Annotated in this window: 19 protein-coding genes; 10 read left to right on the top strand and 9 right to left on the bottom strand. The window is 33.5% G+C overall.

Going from position 1 to position 17,608, the window contains the following annotated elements; all coding sequences use genetic code 11:
* The 8 genes from ACOOWA_RS02075 (at position 1) to ACOOWA_RS02110 (ending at position 5,105) form a co-directional block, all read left to right on the top strand.
* Positions 1 to 489 carry a hypothetical protein gene (locus tag ACOOWA_RS02075; RefSeq protein WP_421372903.1) on the top strand — a complete coding sequence of 163 codons (489 nt, stop codon included), beginning with the start codon at positions 1 to 3 and terminating at the stop codon, positions 487 to 489.
* Between the two features lie 92 nt (positions 490 to 581).
* Positions 582 to 1,070, top strand: a complete 489-nt coding sequence (locus ACOOWA_RS02080) for a transposase (protein ID WP_421372904.1) — start codon at positions 582 to 584, stop codon at positions 1,068 to 1,070.
* Between the two features lie 43 nt (positions 1,071 to 1,113).
* On the top strand, positions 1,114 to 1,539 hold the full coding sequence (locus ACOOWA_RS02085) for a hypothetical protein (RefSeq protein ID WP_421372905.1): 426 nt from the start codon (positions 1,114 to 1,116) through the stop codon (positions 1,537 to 1,539).
* A gap of 24 nt (positions 1,540 to 1,563) precedes the next feature.
* Positions 1,564 to 1,863, top strand: coding sequence for a hypothetical protein (locus ACOOWA_RS02090; protein ID WP_421372907.1), 300 nt, complete (start codon positions 1,564 to 1,566; stop codon positions 1,861 to 1,863).
* Between the two features lie 152 nt (positions 1,864 to 2,015).
* Positions 2,016 to 2,936 (top strand): helix-turn-helix transcriptional regulator, encoded by a 921-nt coding sequence (locus tag ACOOWA_RS02095; protein WP_421372908.1) that lies wholly within the window; start codon positions 2,016 to 2,018, stop codon positions 2,934 to 2,936.
* A 126-nt stretch (positions 2,937 to 3,062) separates the two neighbouring features.
* Complete coding sequence (locus ACOOWA_RS02100) at positions 3,063 to 3,608, top strand: energy transducer TonB (RefSeq protein WP_421372910.1); 546 nt, start codon at positions 3,063 to 3,065, stop codon at positions 3,606 to 3,608.
* A 131-nt stretch (positions 3,609 to 3,739) separates the two neighbouring features.
* Positions 3,740 to 4,291 (top strand): DUF3575 domain-containing protein, encoded by a 552-nt coding sequence (locus ACOOWA_RS02105; protein WP_421372911.1) that lies wholly within the window; start codon positions 3,740 to 3,742, stop codon positions 4,289 to 4,291.
* 382 nt (positions 4,292 to 4,673) lie between these two features.
* Positions 4,674 to 5,105 carry a nucleoside deaminase gene (locus tag ACOOWA_RS02110; protein WP_421372912.1) on the top strand — a complete coding sequence of 144 codons (432 nt, stop codon included), beginning with the start codon at positions 4,674 to 4,676 and terminating at the stop codon, positions 5,103 to 5,105.
* A gap of 7 nt (positions 5,106 to 5,112) precedes the next feature.
* On the opposite strand, the gene ACOOWA_RS02115 is transcribed toward ACOOWA_RS02110, so the two are convergent.
* The 6 genes from ACOOWA_RS02115 to ACOOWA_RS02140 all read right to left on the bottom strand — a co-directional run bounded on the left by ACOOWA_RS02115 (position 5,113) and on the right by ACOOWA_RS02140 (position 11,478).
* Complete coding sequence (locus tag ACOOWA_RS02115) at positions 5,113 to 6,159, bottom strand: hypothetical protein (RefSeq protein WP_421372913.1); 1,047 nt, start codon at positions 6,157 to 6,159, stop codon at positions 5,113 to 5,115.
* Entirely contained in the window at positions 6,159 to 6,404 is a 246-nt protein-coding gene (locus ACOOWA_RS02120; protein WP_421372915.1) for a hypothetical protein, read from the bottom strand. The genes ACOOWA_RS02115 and ACOOWA_RS02120 overlap by 1 nt, the downstream gene beginning before the upstream one ends.
* Positions 6,405 to 6,554: 150 nt before the next feature.
* The gene (locus ACOOWA_RS02125; protein ID WP_421372916.1) at positions 6,555 to 7,313 is read right to left on the bottom strand and encodes a type III pantothenate kinase; all 759 of its coding nucleotides are present in this window, start codon (positions 7,311 to 7,313) and stop codon (positions 6,555 to 6,557) included.
* 197 nt (positions 7,314 to 7,510) lie between these two features.
* On the bottom strand, positions 7,511 to 8,071 hold the full coding sequence (locus ACOOWA_RS02130) for an STM3941 family protein (RefSeq protein ID WP_421372917.1): 561 nt from the start codon (positions 8,069 to 8,071) through the stop codon (positions 7,511 to 7,513).
* 68 nt (positions 8,072 to 8,139) lie between these two features.
* A complete protein-coding gene (gene prfA / locus ACOOWA_RS02135) occupies positions 8,140 to 9,225 on the bottom strand; it encodes a peptide chain release factor 1 (RefSeq protein WP_421372918.1) in 1,086 nt (361 codons plus the stop codon).
* A 171-nt stretch (positions 9,226 to 9,396) separates the two neighbouring features.
* Positions 9,397 to 11,478: a T9SS type A sorting domain-containing protein gene (locus ACOOWA_RS02140; RefSeq protein ID WP_421372919.1), complete on the bottom strand. Its 2,082-nt coding sequence runs from the start codon at positions 11,476 to 11,478 to the stop codon at positions 9,397 to 9,399.
* Between the two features lie 127 nt (positions 11,479 to 11,605).
* On the opposite strand from ACOOWA_RS02140, the gene ACOOWA_RS02145 reads away from it, so the two are divergent.
* Positions 11,606 to 12,496, top strand: coding sequence for a helix-turn-helix domain-containing protein (locus ACOOWA_RS02145; protein ID WP_421372920.1), 891 nt, complete (start codon positions 11,606 to 11,608; stop codon positions 12,494 to 12,496).
* Positions 12,497 to 12,597: 101 nt separating this feature from the next.
* Here ACOOWA_RS02145 and ACOOWA_RS02150 read toward each other — a convergent pair whose 3' ends face one another.
* Together ACOOWA_RS02150 and ACOOWA_RS02155 are read right to left on the bottom strand one after the other, a co-directional pair.
* Positions 12,598 to 12,888, bottom strand: coding sequence for a hypothetical protein (locus ACOOWA_RS02150; protein WP_421372921.1), 291 nt, complete (start codon positions 12,886 to 12,888; stop codon positions 12,598 to 12,600).
* 182 nt (positions 12,889 to 13,070) lie between these two features.
* The gene (locus ACOOWA_RS02155) at positions 13,071 to 14,678 is read right to left on the bottom strand and encodes a fumarate hydratase (RefSeq protein WP_421372922.1); all 1,608 of its coding nucleotides are present in this window, start codon (positions 14,676 to 14,678) and stop codon (positions 13,071 to 13,073) included.
* 310 nt (positions 14,679 to 14,988) lie between these two features.
* Here ACOOWA_RS02155 and fumC point away from each other — a divergent pair, with 310 nt between their 5' ends.
* On the top strand, positions 14,989 to 16,383 hold the full coding sequence (gene fumC, locus ACOOWA_RS02160; protein WP_421372923.1) for a class II fumarate hydratase: 1,395 nt from the start codon (positions 14,989 to 14,991) through the stop codon (positions 16,381 to 16,383).
* Between the two features lie 157 nt (positions 16,384 to 16,540).
* Here fumC and ACOOWA_RS02165 read toward each other — a convergent pair whose 3' ends face one another.
* Positions 16,541 to 17,578, bottom strand: a complete 1,038-nt coding sequence (locus ACOOWA_RS02165; protein ID WP_421372924.1) for an outer membrane beta-barrel protein — start codon at positions 17,576 to 17,578, stop codon at positions 16,541 to 16,543.
* Positions 17,579 to 17,608: the final 30 nt, after the last annotated feature.

A 17,608-nucleotide genomic window follows, 5' to 3' on the forward strand; every position in this document is an offset into this window, starting at 1 on the left:
ATGAATAGAGATACTAAAATAGAAAATTATCTGGGTAAAGGATTTTCGATAGATATAGCTGACGTGGAAGTTTTAAGCCACTTTCTTATTCAAGGATTTGAACAAAATAATGCTCACAAAAAAAATAAAACCTTTGAATACATATATAATCAACTCTTGTGGAATAGAGAAGGTTTCCAATATGATACTACCGATATTACATTAGAGAAAATAGTTGAAATTGATGACATCGATTTAATGGTGAAAATTTTAATACAGACTAAAGATATTATAGAAAAGCAAGGCGAAATTATTACAATAAATTTCATTAATTCTCTAAATCAATTTAGAGGGAAGGATGAACAATGGAATTGGAGTAAACCTATCTATACCAGCAGTTTTATCAAAGTATTGGATATTATGACATTAATGCTAAAAGGAGAATGGCAAGAAACAGATAAAAGAATCTGGCTAAAAGGCCATGCTCCAGAAGGATTCGAAGAAATCTAAAAATTACTCCTCCGCTGCCGCACGAATCCTTTCGTGTGGCTTTTCTATTACAAGCTTTCTAAATTTTTTCTATCTTTATTAAAAACATAAAGATGAGTAGAAATTACAAATTCCACAATCCCGAAGGATTATATTTCATAAGTTTCGCCGTTGTAGGTTGGCTGGATGTATTTATTAGAAACGAATACAAAGATCTATTTTTAGAAAGTGTAAAATTTTGTCAGAAGAATAAAGGCTTAGAAATTCATGCCTGGTGTATCATGTTCAGTCATGTACATATGGTTTTCAGAAGTGTAAATGGGCAAAAACCGGAACTTTTGATTTGGGATTTAAAAAGATTTACAAGCAAAGCAATTGTACAAGCTATCAAAGAAAATCAAACCGAAAGTAGAAAAGAATTTTTACTAGATTTTTTTCTTAGAGAAGGCTCAAAAAGTTCAAATGTAAAACAATATCAATTTTGGAGATACGACAATAAACCTATTGAATTGTGGAGCAATAAAGTAATCAATCAAAAAATTAATTATGTTCATCAAAATCCTGTTGAGGCAGGTTTGGTTTTTCGTGCGGAAGATTACTGATACAGCAGCGCAATAGATTACTCTTACGAAAAAGGACTTTTGGATGATGTTGTGGTTTTTAGAATGTTTGATTTCTAAGATGACTGACCACACGAAAGGATTCGTGCGGCAGCGGGAGGAAATTTTTCATAATAAAAAAAATTTTGTAGAAGACAAGTCAGCCGAAGAATTACTCAAAAACATTAATCCTAAAACAGGAAAACCATGGTGGACTTTTGAAAAATGGGCTGAAAAACATGTATATTTAAAAACATATAAGAGGATAAAAGCTCTTGAAGTTGCAAAATCTACAAGGGCAAGATTACCTGATGGTTTATCTCCGAATATAGAAATAATTCGAGATATTAGAAAATTACAATTTCATGTATTGGAAACTGATATAGGAGTTCAGAATGCAGTTCATAATGAAATTTTACGGCTAAAAAAAGAATTTCCAGATTGGGAATTTACAGCTAAATTTGGTAAATAATATATAATTAAAAATTTTAACAAGATGTCATATAGTATTATAACTGAAACTAAAAAAGGAATTATTGATGAAATTCCAATCTCAACACATAAATTATTTCATGAATATTGGCTTTCATTATTTGAGAAACATAAGTTAGAAAATTTAAGTAATTGGAAATTTCCTCATGAATTTGAAAAAGAAGAATTGGAGAGAATAATAAAAGAATTGGAGAAACTTTTACCTTATATTAAAGGAGATTGGGAGTTAGAAAGGGCAAATTTTATTTTAACCCGATTAAAATCAATTAAATTTGGAGATTATGAATCTATAAGTTTTGGATAACACCCCCCGCTGCCGCACGATTCTATCGTGTGGCTTTTTTAATTACAACCGCTCATCACAAAAAAACAAATTCCAAAAACTTTTCAAGAAAAAATAAAACACGACACCATTTGTCGTAGTAACCACATATATTTGTTTTAGAAATAATCCGAATGAAAAAAGATTTTTACCTCACAAGATATGCTCTAATCATCAAAAAATTAGAAAGCGCTCCGGCAACATATTCCCAACTGGAAGATTATCTTCTGAACTCTTTTGAATTTCAAGATGCAGATATTAAAAGCTACTCTATCCGTACTTTGCAAAGAGATATTCGTGAGATTTCCAATCTTTTTAATCTTTCCATTCACAACAAAAAGAAAGGTGACAACCGTTATTATATCGAAAGCCGTCCGATGATGGAAGTTGATGAATACAATCAAAAGTTGCTGGAGTCTTTTCAGGTAAGCAACGCTTTAAACAATCATCCCGATTTTGCCAATTTTATCTTTTTTGAAAGCAGAAAACCAAGCGGAGCCGAAAATTTTTATGATCTTTTCTTTGCCATCCGTAACAAAAGAATTGTTTTGTTTGAGCATTACAATTTTAAAAATAAACTGATGACTTCCCGCAAAGTTCATCCTTTGGCTTTAAAAGAATCTAAGGATCGATGGTATCTTATCGCGATTGACACCAAAGACAAAGCGTTAAAATCTTTTGGTTTAGACCGAATTAATTATCTGGATGTAATGCCTCAAAAATTCAGGGAAAAATATAAATATAATTTCAGGGAACATTTTAAAAATGCTTTCGGAGTGATGAATCTTACCGAACAAAACCCTCAGAAAATTGTTCTCAAATGTAGCCGTCATCAAGGCGAATATATCAGAAGTTTCCCTCTGCATCTGTCACAGAAAGAGAATAAAGAAACTCCGGAAGATATTTATTTTGAATTTTTCCTCCATCCTACTTACGATTTTATGCAGGAAATTTTATCGTATGGTAAAGAAGTAAGAGTTTTAGAACCGATAAGTTTAGTTGAAGACATCAAAAAACATCTGCAGGAATCTCTCAACAACTATTTTGAAGATTAAAACGAAAAAGTATTTTCTGCATCTTTTTGATTACATTTACATAAATAATATCTTTTGAAAGCTTTATATTTCTTTTTCATATTTCTTTCAACGTTTTGTTTTTCTCAGCAAAAAGAGGAATTCAAGATGGTAAAAAGCTATTATAATCAGCACAGAACAATGCTGAATAAGGAGTTTAAAAAGAAGTTTGATGCCGAAAAAAATCCTATCTACAAATCTGCGGTAAAAAATGACTTTCTTTTCTTTATGAAAAAAATGGACAGTATTGAAAACGTTGCATTAATTGCCGCATTACTGAAAGTTAAAAATTCAGAAGATTTAAAAAAACTAAATTCTAAAATCCCGGTTTCTCAAAAACAGGAATTTACCAATCCGATTGAAAAGATCGCAGATTATCCCGGCGGAATTAATGCATTACGAAAAGAAGTTGCCCAACTTTTTTATGGCGGCGGCGTTTATTCTGAGTCAGGAAACATAAAAACCAATATTGCTTTTATCGTCGAAAAAGACGGAACGATAAGCGATGTAAAAGCAGAAGGTGATAATTTCACATTCAACAGGCAGGCAGAAATTGCTTTATACTCAATATCTGAAAAATTCTCCCCTGCTTACAATAACGGAAGCGCGGTAAGATACAGATTCAGGTTACCTTTGGTACTTAATTTTGAGTGAAAATATTTTTCACACTGTATTGTTTTATTATTTATATTTGACGAAAACTGAATTAACCTATTATTCATATAATTTATTCAACAATAAAGTAATGATAATAGTATTTTTAAGAAAAATAAAACAATATCCCTATGAAAAAAATCCTGTTAGGATTATCCTTAATTTTCGGAACATTCGTTTCCAAAGCGCAGGAAACTGCCGAAAAACAGAGAAAAAATGACATTCTCGCTGATCCAATTTTATTAATTGCCATTCCATTAGCGAACGTTTCTTATGAAAGACTTATTTCAGAGAACAAAGGTATTGGTATTAATGCGATGATTAATCTTGATCGTAAAACAGACCGGTTTACACAGTTTTCGGCATTTTACAGAATGTATTTCGGTAAAAAATACGCTTCAGGTTTTTTCCTTGAAGGTTTTATTCCTGTTACAACTGAAGCAAATGATATTTACACTTATAATTATGATGATATTAACGGATATTACTATACCACGTCAATAAAAAGAAGCAACTTCACAACTGTTGGTATCGGTTTCGGAGTCGGAGGAAAATGGGTGATGAAAAATAATCTTGTGATTGAAGCAAGCGGTGGTATTGCCAGAAGATTCGGTGACAGAGATAAACATTATTTTGAGGAAGTTACCGGCAAAATAATGGGCGGAATCGGTTACCGATTCTAAATTTTGAAAAATTAAAGCCTTTTTTTAACCGCAAAAGAATCAAAAGAAATCATTGAAAGAGTAATTCAAAGTTTCCAAAAATGCAAAACTTTCACTTACATTTTGTTTTGCTAGCTTTGAATAACTTATTGCAGGTAAAATCTTTATAAATGTCCGTAATTATTAATAACTTAATTTTTTAAAGGGTTTGTTTGTCTTTCCGTAGGAATCTAAACTGCTTTATTTTCAGAATTTTTAGATTCCTGAGAAAAGATAAAATGACTACTGATTTTATAATTATGATTAAAAACGGACATTCATAAATCTTTTGTCTCTTTTGCGGTTAAAAAATATCCCTTTCCAATATTGAAAAGCTTAGTTTTGTACTAAGCTTTTATTTTTTATGTTTACCGACGAATATTTTATGAAAATGGCTTTGCAGGAAGCCGAAATTGCCTTTGAAAAAGATGAGGTTCCGATTGGCTGCGTTGTGGTTTCAAATAACCGGGTGATTGCAAGAGCACACAATTTAACAGAGACTTTAAATGATGTCACCGCTCACGCAGAAATGCAGGCAATAACTTCCGCTGCCAATTTTTTAGGTGGAAAATATTTAATTAACTGCACTTTATACGTGACCTTAGAACCCTGCGTAATGTGTTCCGGAGCACTTTCTTGGGCGCAAATCTCAAAAGTAGTCATCGGCGCAAGAGACGAACAGCGAGGATTTATCAACAAAAATCTTTCTCTTCACCCCAAAACAGAAATCGTTTCCGGAATTATGGAAAATGAATGTTCATCGCTTGTAAAAGAGTTTTTTAAAGCTAAGAGGTAGGTTGAGACTACAATATATTTGCAACATTCAGAATACTTACTAATAAGAAAATAAAAACTAATGTTATTGTTAAAGTAGTAATAACAGTTGTCGATCTATATCTAAAAAGTAACTCATATAATAAGACAATAAAAAATATAATTGCAATAATTCCTAGAATTATTGTAGATATATTTCTTATAATTGAATTATTGGTTAAAAACCAAGGATATATAAAATTTATCCCTAATAAAATCAAGGAAAGGATCATTAAAAAATACTCTTTATTTCGCTGTAATCTAGTAGTGGACTTAGCTATATACCTTATGTTTATATTATGTATCTTATTTTCAGAGATATGAAAAATATCACCTGGGATATCAACGAATTGATTTCTTCTATCAGAATATCTTTTCACATCTGTTAAAAAAATACCTTCTAGTTTATTGGTTGATTTACAAATTGTATACTGTGAAAAAACGCCGGAATAAAGTTTATTACCATCACCACAATCTGCGAAAACATCAACAAAGACTTTTTCGATGCCATTTGTAACCAGATGAGGATTATTAATAAATGATTTAAAATATTTTTTTTGAACGATTTCTCCTGAAAAATAATAATACCAATAATTAGAAAATTTTAATGCGGAAGAGCTAATATCCAATTTAAAAAGCCTAACAAAATTATGAGCAAATAATCCAACACAGTAAGGAACAAAGATTAGTAAAACTAAATAAATTAAAATTGGAATTAAATGTTCTTTGCTTAAAGAAATAAATTTGAAATCTTTTGATTTATCACTATTAGTTTCATTACTGTAGTTAATAAAGTCATTAGCTTTATCACTCAAAAATTCAAAGCCAATAGAGTTATCAACAGTTTGACTGTAAATAATCAAAATTAATATTTGAATTAAGCACCCCCAAAAAACTGTGGTTATCAGTCTATCTGAAAAATCACCTTGATTAAATTGTTTAGAAAATTCTCCTCTGAAATAAGATCTTTTAAGTACAATCCCTGGAAAAACTATAAAGAAAATAAGCAAGAATGTACTAATTGCAATTCCTTCCATTAATCAATGGTTATTGTCTCAGAATATAGTGTGAATGAGTTGTGATTTTTCAATTCCACTTTTACCTCTTGCTTCTCACCTTTTCTAATCTCTTCAATAGAATTGAGATATATTTCTCTATCTACCGGGTCACGCAAAATACTTTGTTTTTCAATATCAGCTATATCCATATCATTGAAAAACACATTCCAAATATCTGAAAATGACCCAACTACACCAGAAACGGATTTAAGTAATTCTTTCATAATATTTTGTTTTTAAAAAGTTTATAGCTAAATAGATAAACAAATATATACAAATATTGTGACATCTTTAGAATAAACTAAATTTACTATTTTATTAACAATTCAAATATATCTATTTTAAGCGTCAAAACTTGACGTGTATACTTATTACTACAAATCTTTCCCAAGAAAATACAGTCCTTTCAAAGTATGAAGTCTGTCTGCGATATGGATTTTATCTGTCAAAGGTTTGTAAACGTGAGAAACGCCGCCGGTTGCGATCACAAAACAATCATCATTCACCTCATCATTAATGCGGTCGATAAAACCTTCCACCATTCCAAGGAAACCGTAAACCATTCCGCTTTGCATACAGGTAATGGTATCTAAGCCCAATACAGATTTTGGCTTTACCAATTCAATTTCAGGAAGTTGTGCAGTCTGACTGATGAGAGAATTTAAAGAAGTTACTATGCCCGGAGCGATAATTACGCCTAAACATTCGCCGTTTTCGGCAACACAACTTGCCGTAAGTGCAGTTCCAAAATCAAGAACAATTTTCTTTCTTCCAGGATACATGTTATGCGCTGCAACGAGATTTGCATAAATATCTGTTCCCATCTGTTTCGATTTTGCTACAACTTCGGAAGGTGTATTTCTGTCAACCATTACAGGAGAAATGCCATGAATCTTTCTTATCGCAGAAGTTATTTCTCTCGTTAATTGCGGTACAACAGAACCCACAATTATTTTTTTAATATCCTGAGGATTAATTTTATAAGTCTGATATAAAATCAACATCTGACCATGAAGCTCATCTGCAGTGCGGTAAGGCTTGGTATTGATAATCCAAGAAATATCACAATTGTCATCATCAAAAAGACCAAATCTGATATTGCTGTTTCCAACATTGATTACGATAGAATTCATTGACATATTTTTCATTCAGACACTCATCAAAGTGATTGAACAGACGATGAATGACTTATTATTTTTGAAAAGTAAAAATAGGACTTTTCTTTAGAAATATACTTTTTAATGTCAATGAAATGGTCTATAATATTCATTAGATTTATGTTAAACGAGTGGATATAAAAATATTTTTCATATGTTCTAATGTACATTAATTACTTTTTAAATTTTTCCATATTATTCACAAGCAGTTTATGAAGCTCATTAAAGTTTATCTCTAACGAATTAACTGACATGCAAAGTGGTGTATAATGATATTTAAAATTAGTTTTTAGTAATTTTCTTTTTAACCAATAGGTTGTGGAATTTATATAATCAGATGGGTTTTTAAGTAAAATAAGGATAAAATCTCCATTGTTTATCCTTACGGTTTTGATGTCTTTTATATCTTTCCAGGGGATAAATCCTAAACCAAAAAAACTTGTATTATCAATGATACCTTTTTCATTAATAGTTATTCCCGGATTTCTGTTAAACAATCTGATAAGTAATATCACTCCTAAAAAACCAAATAGAATAACAAATAATAATCCTGACAAAACACGCGGAACCGGTCTCATTATCCATGAGAATCGATTAGAATAGTTTATTGATTCTGGTTCGCAGACGACTAGCAAAACTCCTAAAGCAACCAATAATAAAGCGGATAAAAACAATAATCCCATTTTTATTTTACTTAATTGAATTTCAATCTGTTGTAGCTCATTATCTGTCATAAATATTTTTTATTCATAAAAAAGCTCCCGATCTCTCAGAAGCTTTGGATTATATTAAAAGAAAAGATTTAATAATTCTCTTCTTCTCCTTTCATTTTTTCAGCATTTTCAGCCATGATTACAGCATCGATCATTTCACCAATATCACCATTCATGTAAGCATCAAGATTGTACATTGATTTACCAATTCTATGATCAGTAACTCTTCCCTGCGGATAATTGTACGTTTTAATTTTTGCAGAACGGTCACCGGTAGAAACCATCGATTTTCTTTGTGCTGCAATATCACCAACCGCTTTTTGAACTTCGATATCGTATAATTTAGTACGCAACATTTCCATAGCCAATTCCCGGTTTGCTAATTGCGAACGAGCCTGCTGACAAACAACCACCATTCCTGAAGGTTTGTGTGTTAACTGTACTTTGGTTTCAACCTTATTTACGTTTTGTCCACCCGCTCCTCCTGAACGTGAAGTCTGCATTTCAATATCTGCAGGATTCAATTCAAAATCTATTTCTTCTGCTTCCGGTAAAACTGCAACTGTGATGGCAGAAGTATGCACCCGACCCTGAGATTCTGTTTCAGGAACACGCTGAACACGGTGAACACCAGATTCAAACTTCATAACTCCATAAACGCCGTCGCCTTCAATTCTCAGAATTAATTCTTTATATCCTTTTGCGGCTTCACTGGAATCTGTGATTTCGTGTCTCCAACCCTTTGTTTTGAAGTACATAGAGTATGCTCTGTAAACATCTTCCACGAAAATTGCAGCTTCATCACCTCCTGTTCCTGCACGAAGTTCTACAATTACGTTTTTATCGTCGGCAGGATCTTTAGGAATCAAAAGCACTTTCAATTCTTCTTCTAAACCTGGAAGTTTGCCTTGAGCTTCTACTTTTTCTTCTTTAGCCATCTCTACCAAGTCTCTGTCTGAACCATCTGCAATGATTTCTTCAGATTCTGCGATATTGTCTAAAGCGCCTTTATATTGGTTATAAACGTGTACAATTTTTCCTAAATCGCTGTATTCTTTGTTTAAAGAAGAATATCTTTTCTGATCTGAAATGACATCAGGCTGAATAATAAGATCGGCAACCTCATTATATCTCTGTTTTATCGCTTCTAATTTTGGAATTAATGATTTAGACATATTAAAAATTTAGTTGGCAAAGATACGGAATTGGCAACGAAGAAAAAAGCTATTTCGCATGCTTAAACTTCTGATTTTATTTTTGTTGAAAAACCCAAAGCTCACGCAAAATACATGAGCTTCTGGGTGTAAAAAAAATTAATAATATGTATCAATCATTTATGAAATGGTTTAATTCTTAATCACTTTTTTAGAGGTTTTCTGCCCGTTTTTCAACAGTAATTCAACAATATATACTCCCTTTTGAAGATGCTGCATATTGATTTGATTGTTTGAGAACTGAACATCTATTTTTTGTCCTACAATATTCGTAACATTTACTTTATCAATTGTAGAATCTGTTTTAATATTTAAAATTCCATTGGTCGGGTTTGGATAAACTCCTAAATTCACTTTTTTAATATCTGAAGTTCCTAAACCTGTTGCAGTTTCCTTAATACATCTCACAGACTGACCTTGAGCTCTCGGACCTCCCGAGTTCGGATTTGCCAAAGATGTGGAATTATATAAATATTTTCCTCCTGTATTGGCAACATCACCACTCCAGTAATATCCTCTTTCGCCAACATACGTAAAGCCACCAGAACTTTGACTTCTATAACCTGCCGCAGGTAATTTTAATTTGCTGGTATAAGCATTCGCCGCACTCGACATTCCTTCTGCACCAACTACAGCAACCCAATCAGCCTGGGAAGGAAGTTTCCAACCTTGTCCAATTGCTTTACAAGGATCCACACTAACTGTAGAAGTTATTTCTGAAATATTTGCTCCGTTCCAAAGATCACTTAGTGCATTTGTTGACCACCAAGCGGGACTATTTCCTAAAATAAAAGAAGTAATTCCTGCTAAACCTGTAGGATTATTTGTTGAAGGAACTGCAGCCGTTGCAGAATTTCTGTTTTGATGACCGTCATCCCACCTTCCCCACTGGAAAAGATCTCCGTAAGAATCTGCATCTGCCATTGAAGTTGCCACCTGCGAACTTCCCAAGTTTTGCTGAAGCCAAATTTTTCCATCTGCTCCTCTTACTGTAGTGTAAACTACCTGTTGCCCTTTGTAAGTAAAAGTCACGCAACTTGTATCGCCCGGATTTGTTCCCGGATCAGCATTGCTACAAGCGGGAGTTGTACTTGGTAACTGAATTCTTTTCACTTTAACTCCATTTTGAGAATAAGTGAGAACTAAAGTATTATTAAATGAATCATACTGTAAATCATTATAAGTAGCCGTTCCATCCGAAACAAAATCTCCTCCGAAAGTTTCCCAGGTATTTGTTACAGAATTATGCTGATAAACTGTATTTTTCCCGTTGTTGACAGCCCATCCGCTTGCTACCGTATATATTTTCCCTGTAGGAGTAACTGCAATGGAGACATTATACAAATCATCAGAAATTCCAAAATCTGCGTTACCAACCTGAACCCAGTTTGTGCCGTCGAATTTTTTTACATTTAATCTTCTGTGATTTGCTGAGGTGGAAGAATAAACAACGTATAAAGTATTATCTGCACCGATTGCAATATCTGAAGTAGCGTTTGCTCCTTCTGTAAAAGCATTTCCCACAGAAACTCCACCAACTAAAGTCCAGGCATCCGTTGCAGAAGCTGTCAAATTATTTTCATAAACTTTTACTCCTGATGAAATGTGACAAACATACACTTTACCATTTGTTCCCATCACCATTTCTGCATGAGCAGGATTTCCTCCCGCAATATTTGAAGGTCCTACCTGTTCCCAAACATTATTTACAAACCTTTTTACAGTTCCTGAACCAACAGATGCATAGACGTAAGGAATATTATTGGGTGCAACTGCCGAAGCCTGATAATTTGTAGTGTCTGTAAATGGAAGAGAAAGTAAACTCCAGGATGTACCATTGAATTTTCTAACTTCCATTCCCGAGTCAGGATACCCCCATTGATTTGTATAATACAAATTTCCCGTTGTATCTAATGAAAGTGAGTTGTAAGTTGCTGTTGAAGTGGTAATTCCTGCGATTCCACCGACATAAGACCAAGAAGTTCCGTTAAATTTCTGTACCGAACCTTTCTGTACCGATACATCATAATAAGAAACATAATAATTTCCCTGTGTATCGATTGCCAGATTATTAAAACTGCTTGCTCCTGCAGAAATATTTCCTGCAGAACCTACATCAACCCATTGTTGTCCGTAGAGTGAGCTAAACGATATAAAAAGGATACCGATTCCCGATCCAATTTGTTTTGTTTTTGATTGTAATTTTTTAAACATGAATAATTTTATTTTTATTTATTCTAAATTTAATTTATTTTTGTGCAAAATTAGTTCACTTCTGAAATCCTTACTAATCATTTTCAAACTATCGCTTATCGGATATAATTTTTTTAATTCAAATATTATGGAAATAAAAACAGGTCATACAACTCACCAAGCAAAAAGAGGCTTATTATTTCAATCTGAGGATATTAAAATAGTTTTTCACGAAGACGCAACGACTGAAAAATATTTAAAATCAAACTTTATTGAAGGACAATCGAGTTTTAATCTGCTTTTTCTGTTGAGCCAGAATATCAATCTGAAGGCTTCCGATTGTAACACCAATTTTCAGTTTAAAAAAAATCAATACATCCTTCATTACTCATCTTCGGAAAATCATGCTGAATTGTGGACGGAAAATGAGGATTCTTTAAAATATCTTCAGATTCAAGTAAATCATCAGTATGTATTTGATTTAATTAAACCTCAATCAAATCTTGAAAGTGCAGAAATTCTTGAAAATATGAAGAACAACAATTTCATTTTTCTCCACAAAGAAACTCCACCCAATATGACGGTGGAAATGCACATGATTTTAAAGGAAATTTCCGGTTATTCTAAAAATGGAGTAATGCAGAAACTCTTCATTGAAGCAAAAATCATTAAGCTTTTAATTCTTATTTTCGAACAGTTTAACGAAAAAAATAGCGTGGGAGATTTATCTAAAACCCCAGAAACCATCAAAAAATTTTTAGACGAAAATTATCACAGAAATTTGAAAATTGAAGAAATTTCCGGAATTATCGGAATCAATCAGAATAAACTCAGGAAAGAATTTAAAGAGCAATATCAAACGACAATTTCGGAGTACGTTTCTGAACTCAGAATGTTGAAAGCAAAAAAGATGATCATCAATAATCAGATTATGATTAAAGAAATTGCCATTGAATGCGGTTACGAGTATGTTCAGAATTTCACCCGTGCTTTCAAGAAAAAATTTGGAGTTTCACCTGAAAAATTGAGGTTAGGATAAAAAAAGAAAAACCACTAAAATTACTTTTAGCGGTTTTATATATGTTGTTTTGCTTTGATATTACTTCCTCGGAATTCATGTGAGAAAGCAATGACAATCAATTAATGATGTCCGTGATCGTGACCATGACTTTCGTGAATGAAAGGACCATGACCTTTTGGAGCGCTGTAAATTACCTCAACTCCTTCTTGTTCTGTAAGCAGTTTACTTCTGATTTGCTCAGGATCGAAAGGTTTTACCTTACCGAAATATTCTTTCAAACCTTCTGTTAACCACATTGGAATTACCAATCCAAAAAACATCAGAATACACCAGAACCCTACCAGGAACATGCAGATAAAGTAGATTGTCCAAAGGAACTGATAAAACGGCCAAAATCCAGATAAGATCATTTTCTTAATATTTTAAGCAAAAATAGGACTTTTTTCTTTTTTAAACAAAAGACAAAAGCTGATTTTTACTATTTATTTTAAATTTTAATTGAAAAAGACTGAAAAGATAAAAGACTGATCGATGATAGATCTTTCATTATACAACAATATTATCTATTTTCCATCGGTCTGTTCTCTACAAATTAGTGAGCAAGATTGGCGAAGAAATCATTTCCTTTATCATCTGTAATGATAAACGCCGGGAAATCTTTTACTTCAATTTTTCTTACCGCTTCCATTCCTAATTCAGGGAAATCAACAACCTCGACAGACAGAATATTATCTTTTGCTAAAATTGCAGCAGGACCTCCGATTGAACCAATGTAGAAACCGCCGTATTTATTACAAGCGTTTGTTACATCTGCAGTTCTGTTTCCTTTTGCCAGCATCACCATACTTCCGCCGTGGCTTTGAAATTCGTCTACATAAACATCCATTCTTCCTGCCGTTGTCGGTCCGAAACTTCCCGAAGCCATTCCTTCCGGAGTTTTTGCTGGTCCTGCATAATAAATCGGGTGATTTTTGAAATATTCAGGCATCGGTTGACCTGCATCCAATAATTCCTTGATTTTTGCGTGAGCAATATCTCTTGCTACAATTAAAGTTCCGTTTAATTTTAACCTTGTTTTAATTGGATATTTTGAAAGCTCAGCCAAAATTTCATGCATCGGTTTATTCAGATCAATTTCAACCGCTTCTTCCAAATGTGGTGGAGTTTCCGGTAAAAATCTTTTTGGATTCTGTTCCAACTGCTCTAAGAAAATGCCTTCTTTGGTAATTTTTCCTTTAATATTTCGGTCTGCTGAACAGGAAACTCCCATTCCAACCGGACAAGAAGCTGCATGACGAGGAAGTCTTATAACTCTCACATCGTGCGTTAAATATTTCCCGCCAAACTGAGCTCCGATAGCACTTTCCTGACAGATTTTCTGAACTTTTGCTTCCCATTCTAAATCTCTGAATGCCTGTCCGGCTTCATTTCCTTCAGTCGGAAGATTGTCATAATATTTTGCTGATGCTTTTTTAACTGCTGCTAAATTCGCTTCCGCAGAAGTTCCTCCAATGACTAAAGCCAAGTGATAAGGCGGACAAGCCGCTGTTCCCAAATCAGAAATTCTTTCTTTTACAAAAGCTTCTAAAGATTTTTCGTTCAGTAAAGATTTTGTTTTTTGATAAAGAAAAGTTTTGTTTGCAGAACCACCACCCTTTGTTAAGAATAAAAACTCATAGTAGTTTCCTTTTTTAGCATAAATATCAATCTGTGCCGGAAGATTTGAACCCGAATTTTTCTCATCAAACATCGTTAACGGCACAACCTGAGAATATCTTAAATTTCTTTTTTGGTATGTATTGTAAATTCCTTTGCTTAAATATTCACCGTCTTCCACGCCTGTGTAGACATTTTCACCCTTTTTACCCATTACAATTGCCGTTCCCGTATCCTGACAAGAAGGCAAAGCTCCTTCAACCGCTACAGCTGCGTTTTGTAATAAATTATAAGCTACGAATCTATCATTATCTGTAGCCTCTGGATCATCAATAATTTTTCTTAAACTTTCAAGGTGTGAAGAACGAAGCATAAAAGAAACATCCGCTATTGCTTCTTCTGCTAGAAGTTCCAATCCTTTTGGATCGATGGTTAAAATCTCTCTTTCGCCGTGCTGCTCAACTTTTACGTATTCTGAAGTCAATTTTTTATATACCGTATCATCTTTCAAAATTGGATACGAATCCTGATAATTAAAATCCATTTAGTTTTTATTTCGGTGCAAAAATACGGCTTAGATAAAAAAACATGAGTAAAATCAGTCACTTAGATTGATATTTATAATGATTATAAATTGCGGAATTCTTCATTATTGAGTAATTTTATAAGAACAAATTTTCTTCATAGAATCATTGAAAAATTTCGTTGTTTTTGTCATTCCGTAGGAATCTAAATTATGTACGTTTAATTCTTTATTGAGATTCCTACGGAATGACAAACTTGGTGGTTAATCTATGGTTAAAATTTGTGATTAAAAGGCTTAAACTAAAAAATAAATAAAAATTTCAATCACAATGAATTACAGAATAGAAAAAGACACCATGGGTGAAGTGCAGGTTCCTGCAGACAAATTTTGGGGAGCACAGACCGAACGTTCAAGGAACAATTTCAAAATCGGTCCGGAAGGTTCGATGCCACACGAAATTATCGAAGCTTTTGCGTATTTAAAAAAAGCTGCCGCATTCACCAACACAGATCTGGGAGTACTTTCTGCTGAGAAAAGAGATATGATCGGCAAAGTCTGCGACGAGATTTTAGAAGGAAAATTAAACGACCAGTTTCCTTTGGTGATTTGGCAAACCGGTTCGGGAACGCAGTCGAATATGAATGTGAACGAAGTTATTGCCAACCGTTCTCATTTCAATGCAGGCGGGAATTTAGGCGACAAAACAGAAGTTCATCCGAATGATGATGTAAATAAATCTCAATCTTCGAATGATACTTATCCAACCGCAATGCACATCGCAGCGTATAAAAAAGTGGTTGAGGTGACTATTCCTGCAATTGAGAAACTAAAAAATACGTTAAACGAAAAAGCAATCGAATTTAAAGACATTGTAAAAATCGGAAGAACGCATCTGATGGATGCAACGCCTTTAACTTTAGGTCAGGAATTTTCAGGATATGTTGCTCAGTTGAACTATGGAATTAAAGCATTACAGAATACATTACCTCATCTTTCTGAGTTGGCTTTAGGAGGAACAGCAGTAGGAACAGGATTAAATACACCTCAAGGTTACGATGTAAAAGTGGCAGAATATATTGCAAAGTTTACCAATCTTCCATTTATAACAGCAGAAAACAAATTTGAAGCTTTGGCGGCACACGATGCCATTGTAGAATCTCACGGAGCTTTGAAACAATTGGCCGTTTCTTTATATAAAATTGCTCAGGATATAAGATTATTGGCTTCAGGACCACGTTCCGGAATCGGTGAAATTCATATTCCGGAAAATGAGCCGGGATCTTCTATCATGCCGGGAAAGGTAAACCCAACACAGAATGAAGCCTTAACAATGGTTTGCGCTCAGGTTTTAGGAAATGATACAACGATCTCATTTGCAGGAACTCAGGGAAATTATGAGCTGAATGTTTTTAAACCTGTGATGGCGTACAATTTCTTACAATCTGCCCAGTTAATTGCTGATGCATGTATTTCATTTAATGATCATTGTGCCGTTGGAATAGAGCCGAATCATGAGCGAATTAAAGAACTGGTTGATAAATCTCTGATGTTGGTTACAGCATTAAACACTCATATCGGTTATGAAAATGCAGCAAAAATCGCAAAAACCGCTCACAAAAATGGAACAACTTTGAAAGAGGAAGCTGTAAATCTTGGACTTTTAACTCCTGAACAGTTTGACGAATGGGTGAAACCTGAAGATATGGTGGGAAGTTTGAAATAATATTCAACAACATGAAACAAGACACTCCGTAGAAAAATCTGCGGAGTGTCTTGTTTGTTAATGTGAATGTTGATTTGTATAACTCAATTATTATACCAAAATGAGTTTTTACGATTTTTTGCCATGTTTATATATCAATTATTTATGCAATTAAATTTTACCATCCCAAAGCCACTCCGAAAACCAAAGCTTTGTCGTTCTGGAAATAAGAATCTTTGAAGAAATTGCTGAAATCTTTTTTCACAAACAGCGAAATATTATCATAAGAAAGTGTAACCTGCGCTCCGTAAACAAAAGGATTCACCTGATAATTTGAGCGGTCTCTGAAACCCTGACTATCACCTTTTACGATATTGTTCGTTGCCATCTTAATTCCTCCATAAACATTTGCTCCAACCCTGAATCCATCTGAATAAGGTCTGTACTGAACATCCATTCCTGCACTTTTCAGCTTGGAAAAATTATACTGAAAACCTAGCGGAATCATGATATAGCCCGTTCTCAATTTCGCTTTATCAAGACTTCCTTCATATTTCGTAAGGAAAACATCGCCGTTTTGTTTTGCGAAAATCATATTGTTGTCGGGACGAACAGTTCTCCAGGAAAAACCAACTCCAGAAATCAATCCCCACGGACTCGTTCTGCCAAACTGATAATTAAATTTTAAACCAAATTCAAGATTGTTGGCGTAGCCTAAGTTTTTATCCAAATCATTATCTGGTTTATCATTCGTCAAGGTCATGATTCCGTAAGAAAAATATCCGTCAAAACTTTTTTTAGCCTGAAACTTTTTCAATAGTTTTTCTTTCAATTCCTCATTTGAAGTCACATCAGAATTCAATAAAGAATATCTTACCTGCTTTTGGATAACCTGATCCAAATCAAATCCCAAAGCTTCAATTCTTGTGTCGATTTTTTGAGAATAAGTATCTGCAATCACTGCTTTCTGCTTATCAAATTCAGCTTTATCTAAATTTTTCTCCTGAAGAACTTTAAGCTCGGTTTCCATCTGAGTCTTTTCTTCCTGAATAATCTGGTTAATCTTAGTGGCATATTCTTCTACTTTTTCTTTAACAATCGGGCTTACCGTAGTATCTTCTTTTGGCTGAAGGTTTAAACTCAACCCTTTTCTTTGTGCGTTCATTGATGTGGCAACAAGGCACAACATTCCTGTGATGATGAATTTCTTAATCATAGTATTATTATTTTTTAGTTTAAAATTGAA

This window comes from Chryseobacterium sp. GP-SGM7 (assembly GCF_049166575.1).
In the GTDB taxonomy this organism is placed as follows: Bacteria; Bacteroidota; Bacteroidia; order Flavobacteriales; family Weeksellaceae; genus Chryseobacterium.

Excerpts from the sequence above, each read along its gene's own strand:
- ACOOWA_RS02075 (WP_421372903.1), top strand. The coding sequence starts at position 1 with ATGAATAGAGATACTAAAATAGAAAATTATCTGGGTAAAGGATTTTCG.
- ACOOWA_RS02080 (WP_421372904.1), top strand. The coding sequence starts at position 582 with ATGAGTAGAAATTACAAATTCCACAATCCCGAAGGATTATATTTCATA.
- ACOOWA_RS02085 (WP_421372905.1), top strand. The coding sequence starts at position 1,114 with ATGATGTTGTGGTTTTTAGAATGTTTGATTTCTAAGATGACTGACCAC.
- ACOOWA_RS02090 (WP_421372907.1), top strand. The coding sequence starts at position 1,564 with ATGTCATATAGTATTATAACTGAAACTAAAAAAGGAATTATTGATGAA.
- ACOOWA_RS02095 (WP_421372908.1), top strand. The coding sequence starts at position 2,016 with ATGAAAAAAGATTTTTACCTCACAAGATATGCTCTAATCATCAAAAAA.
- ACOOWA_RS02100 (WP_421372910.1), top strand. The coding sequence starts at position 3,063 with ATGGTAAAAAGCTATTATAATCAGCACAGAACAATGCTGAATAAGGAG.
- ACOOWA_RS02105 (WP_421372911.1), top strand. The coding sequence starts at position 3,740 with ATGAAAAAAATCCTGTTAGGATTATCCTTAATTTTCGGAACATTCGTT.
- ACOOWA_RS02110 (WP_421372912.1), top strand. The coding sequence starts at position 4,674 with ATGTTTACCGACGAATATTTTATGAAAATGGCTTTGCAGGAAGCCGAA.
- ACOOWA_RS02115 (WP_421372913.1), bottom strand. The coding sequence starts at position 6,159 with ATGGAAGGAATTGCAATTAGTACATTCTTGCTTATTTTCTTTATAGTT.
- ACOOWA_RS02120 (WP_421372915.1), bottom strand. The coding sequence starts at position 6,404 with ATGAAAGAATTACTTAAATCCGTTTCTGGTGTAGTTGGGTCATTTTCA.
- ACOOWA_RS02125 (WP_421372916.1), bottom strand. The coding sequence starts at position 7,313 with ATGAATTCTATCGTAATCAATGTTGGAAACAGCAATATCAGATTTGGT.
- ACOOWA_RS02130 (WP_421372917.1), bottom strand. The coding sequence starts at position 8,071 with ATGACAGATAATGAGCTACAACAGATTGAAATTCAATTAAGTAAAATA.
- prfA (WP_421372918.1), bottom strand. The coding sequence starts at position 9,225 with ATGTCTAAATCATTAATTCCAAAATTAGAAGCGATAAAACAGAGATAT.
- ACOOWA_RS02140 (WP_421372919.1), bottom strand. The coding sequence starts at position 11,478 with ATGTTTAAAAAATTACAATCAAAAACAAAACAAATTGGATCGGGAATC.
- ACOOWA_RS02145 (WP_421372920.1), top strand. The coding sequence starts at position 11,606 with ATGGAAATAAAAACAGGTCATACAACTCACCAAGCAAAAAGAGGCTTA.
- ACOOWA_RS02150 (WP_421372921.1), bottom strand. The coding sequence starts at position 12,888 with ATGATCTTATCTGGATTTTGGCCGTTTTATCAGTTCCTTTGGACAATC.
- ACOOWA_RS02155 (WP_421372922.1), bottom strand. The coding sequence starts at position 14,678 with ATGGATTTTAATTATCAGGATTCGTATCCAATTTTGAAAGATGATACG.
- fumC (WP_421372923.1), top strand. The coding sequence starts at position 14,989 with ATGAATTACAGAATAGAAAAAGACACCATGGGTGAAGTGCAGGTTCCT.
- ACOOWA_RS02165 (WP_421372924.1), bottom strand. The coding sequence starts at position 17,578 with ATGATTAAGAAATTCATCATCACAGGAATGTTGTGCCTTGTTGCCACA.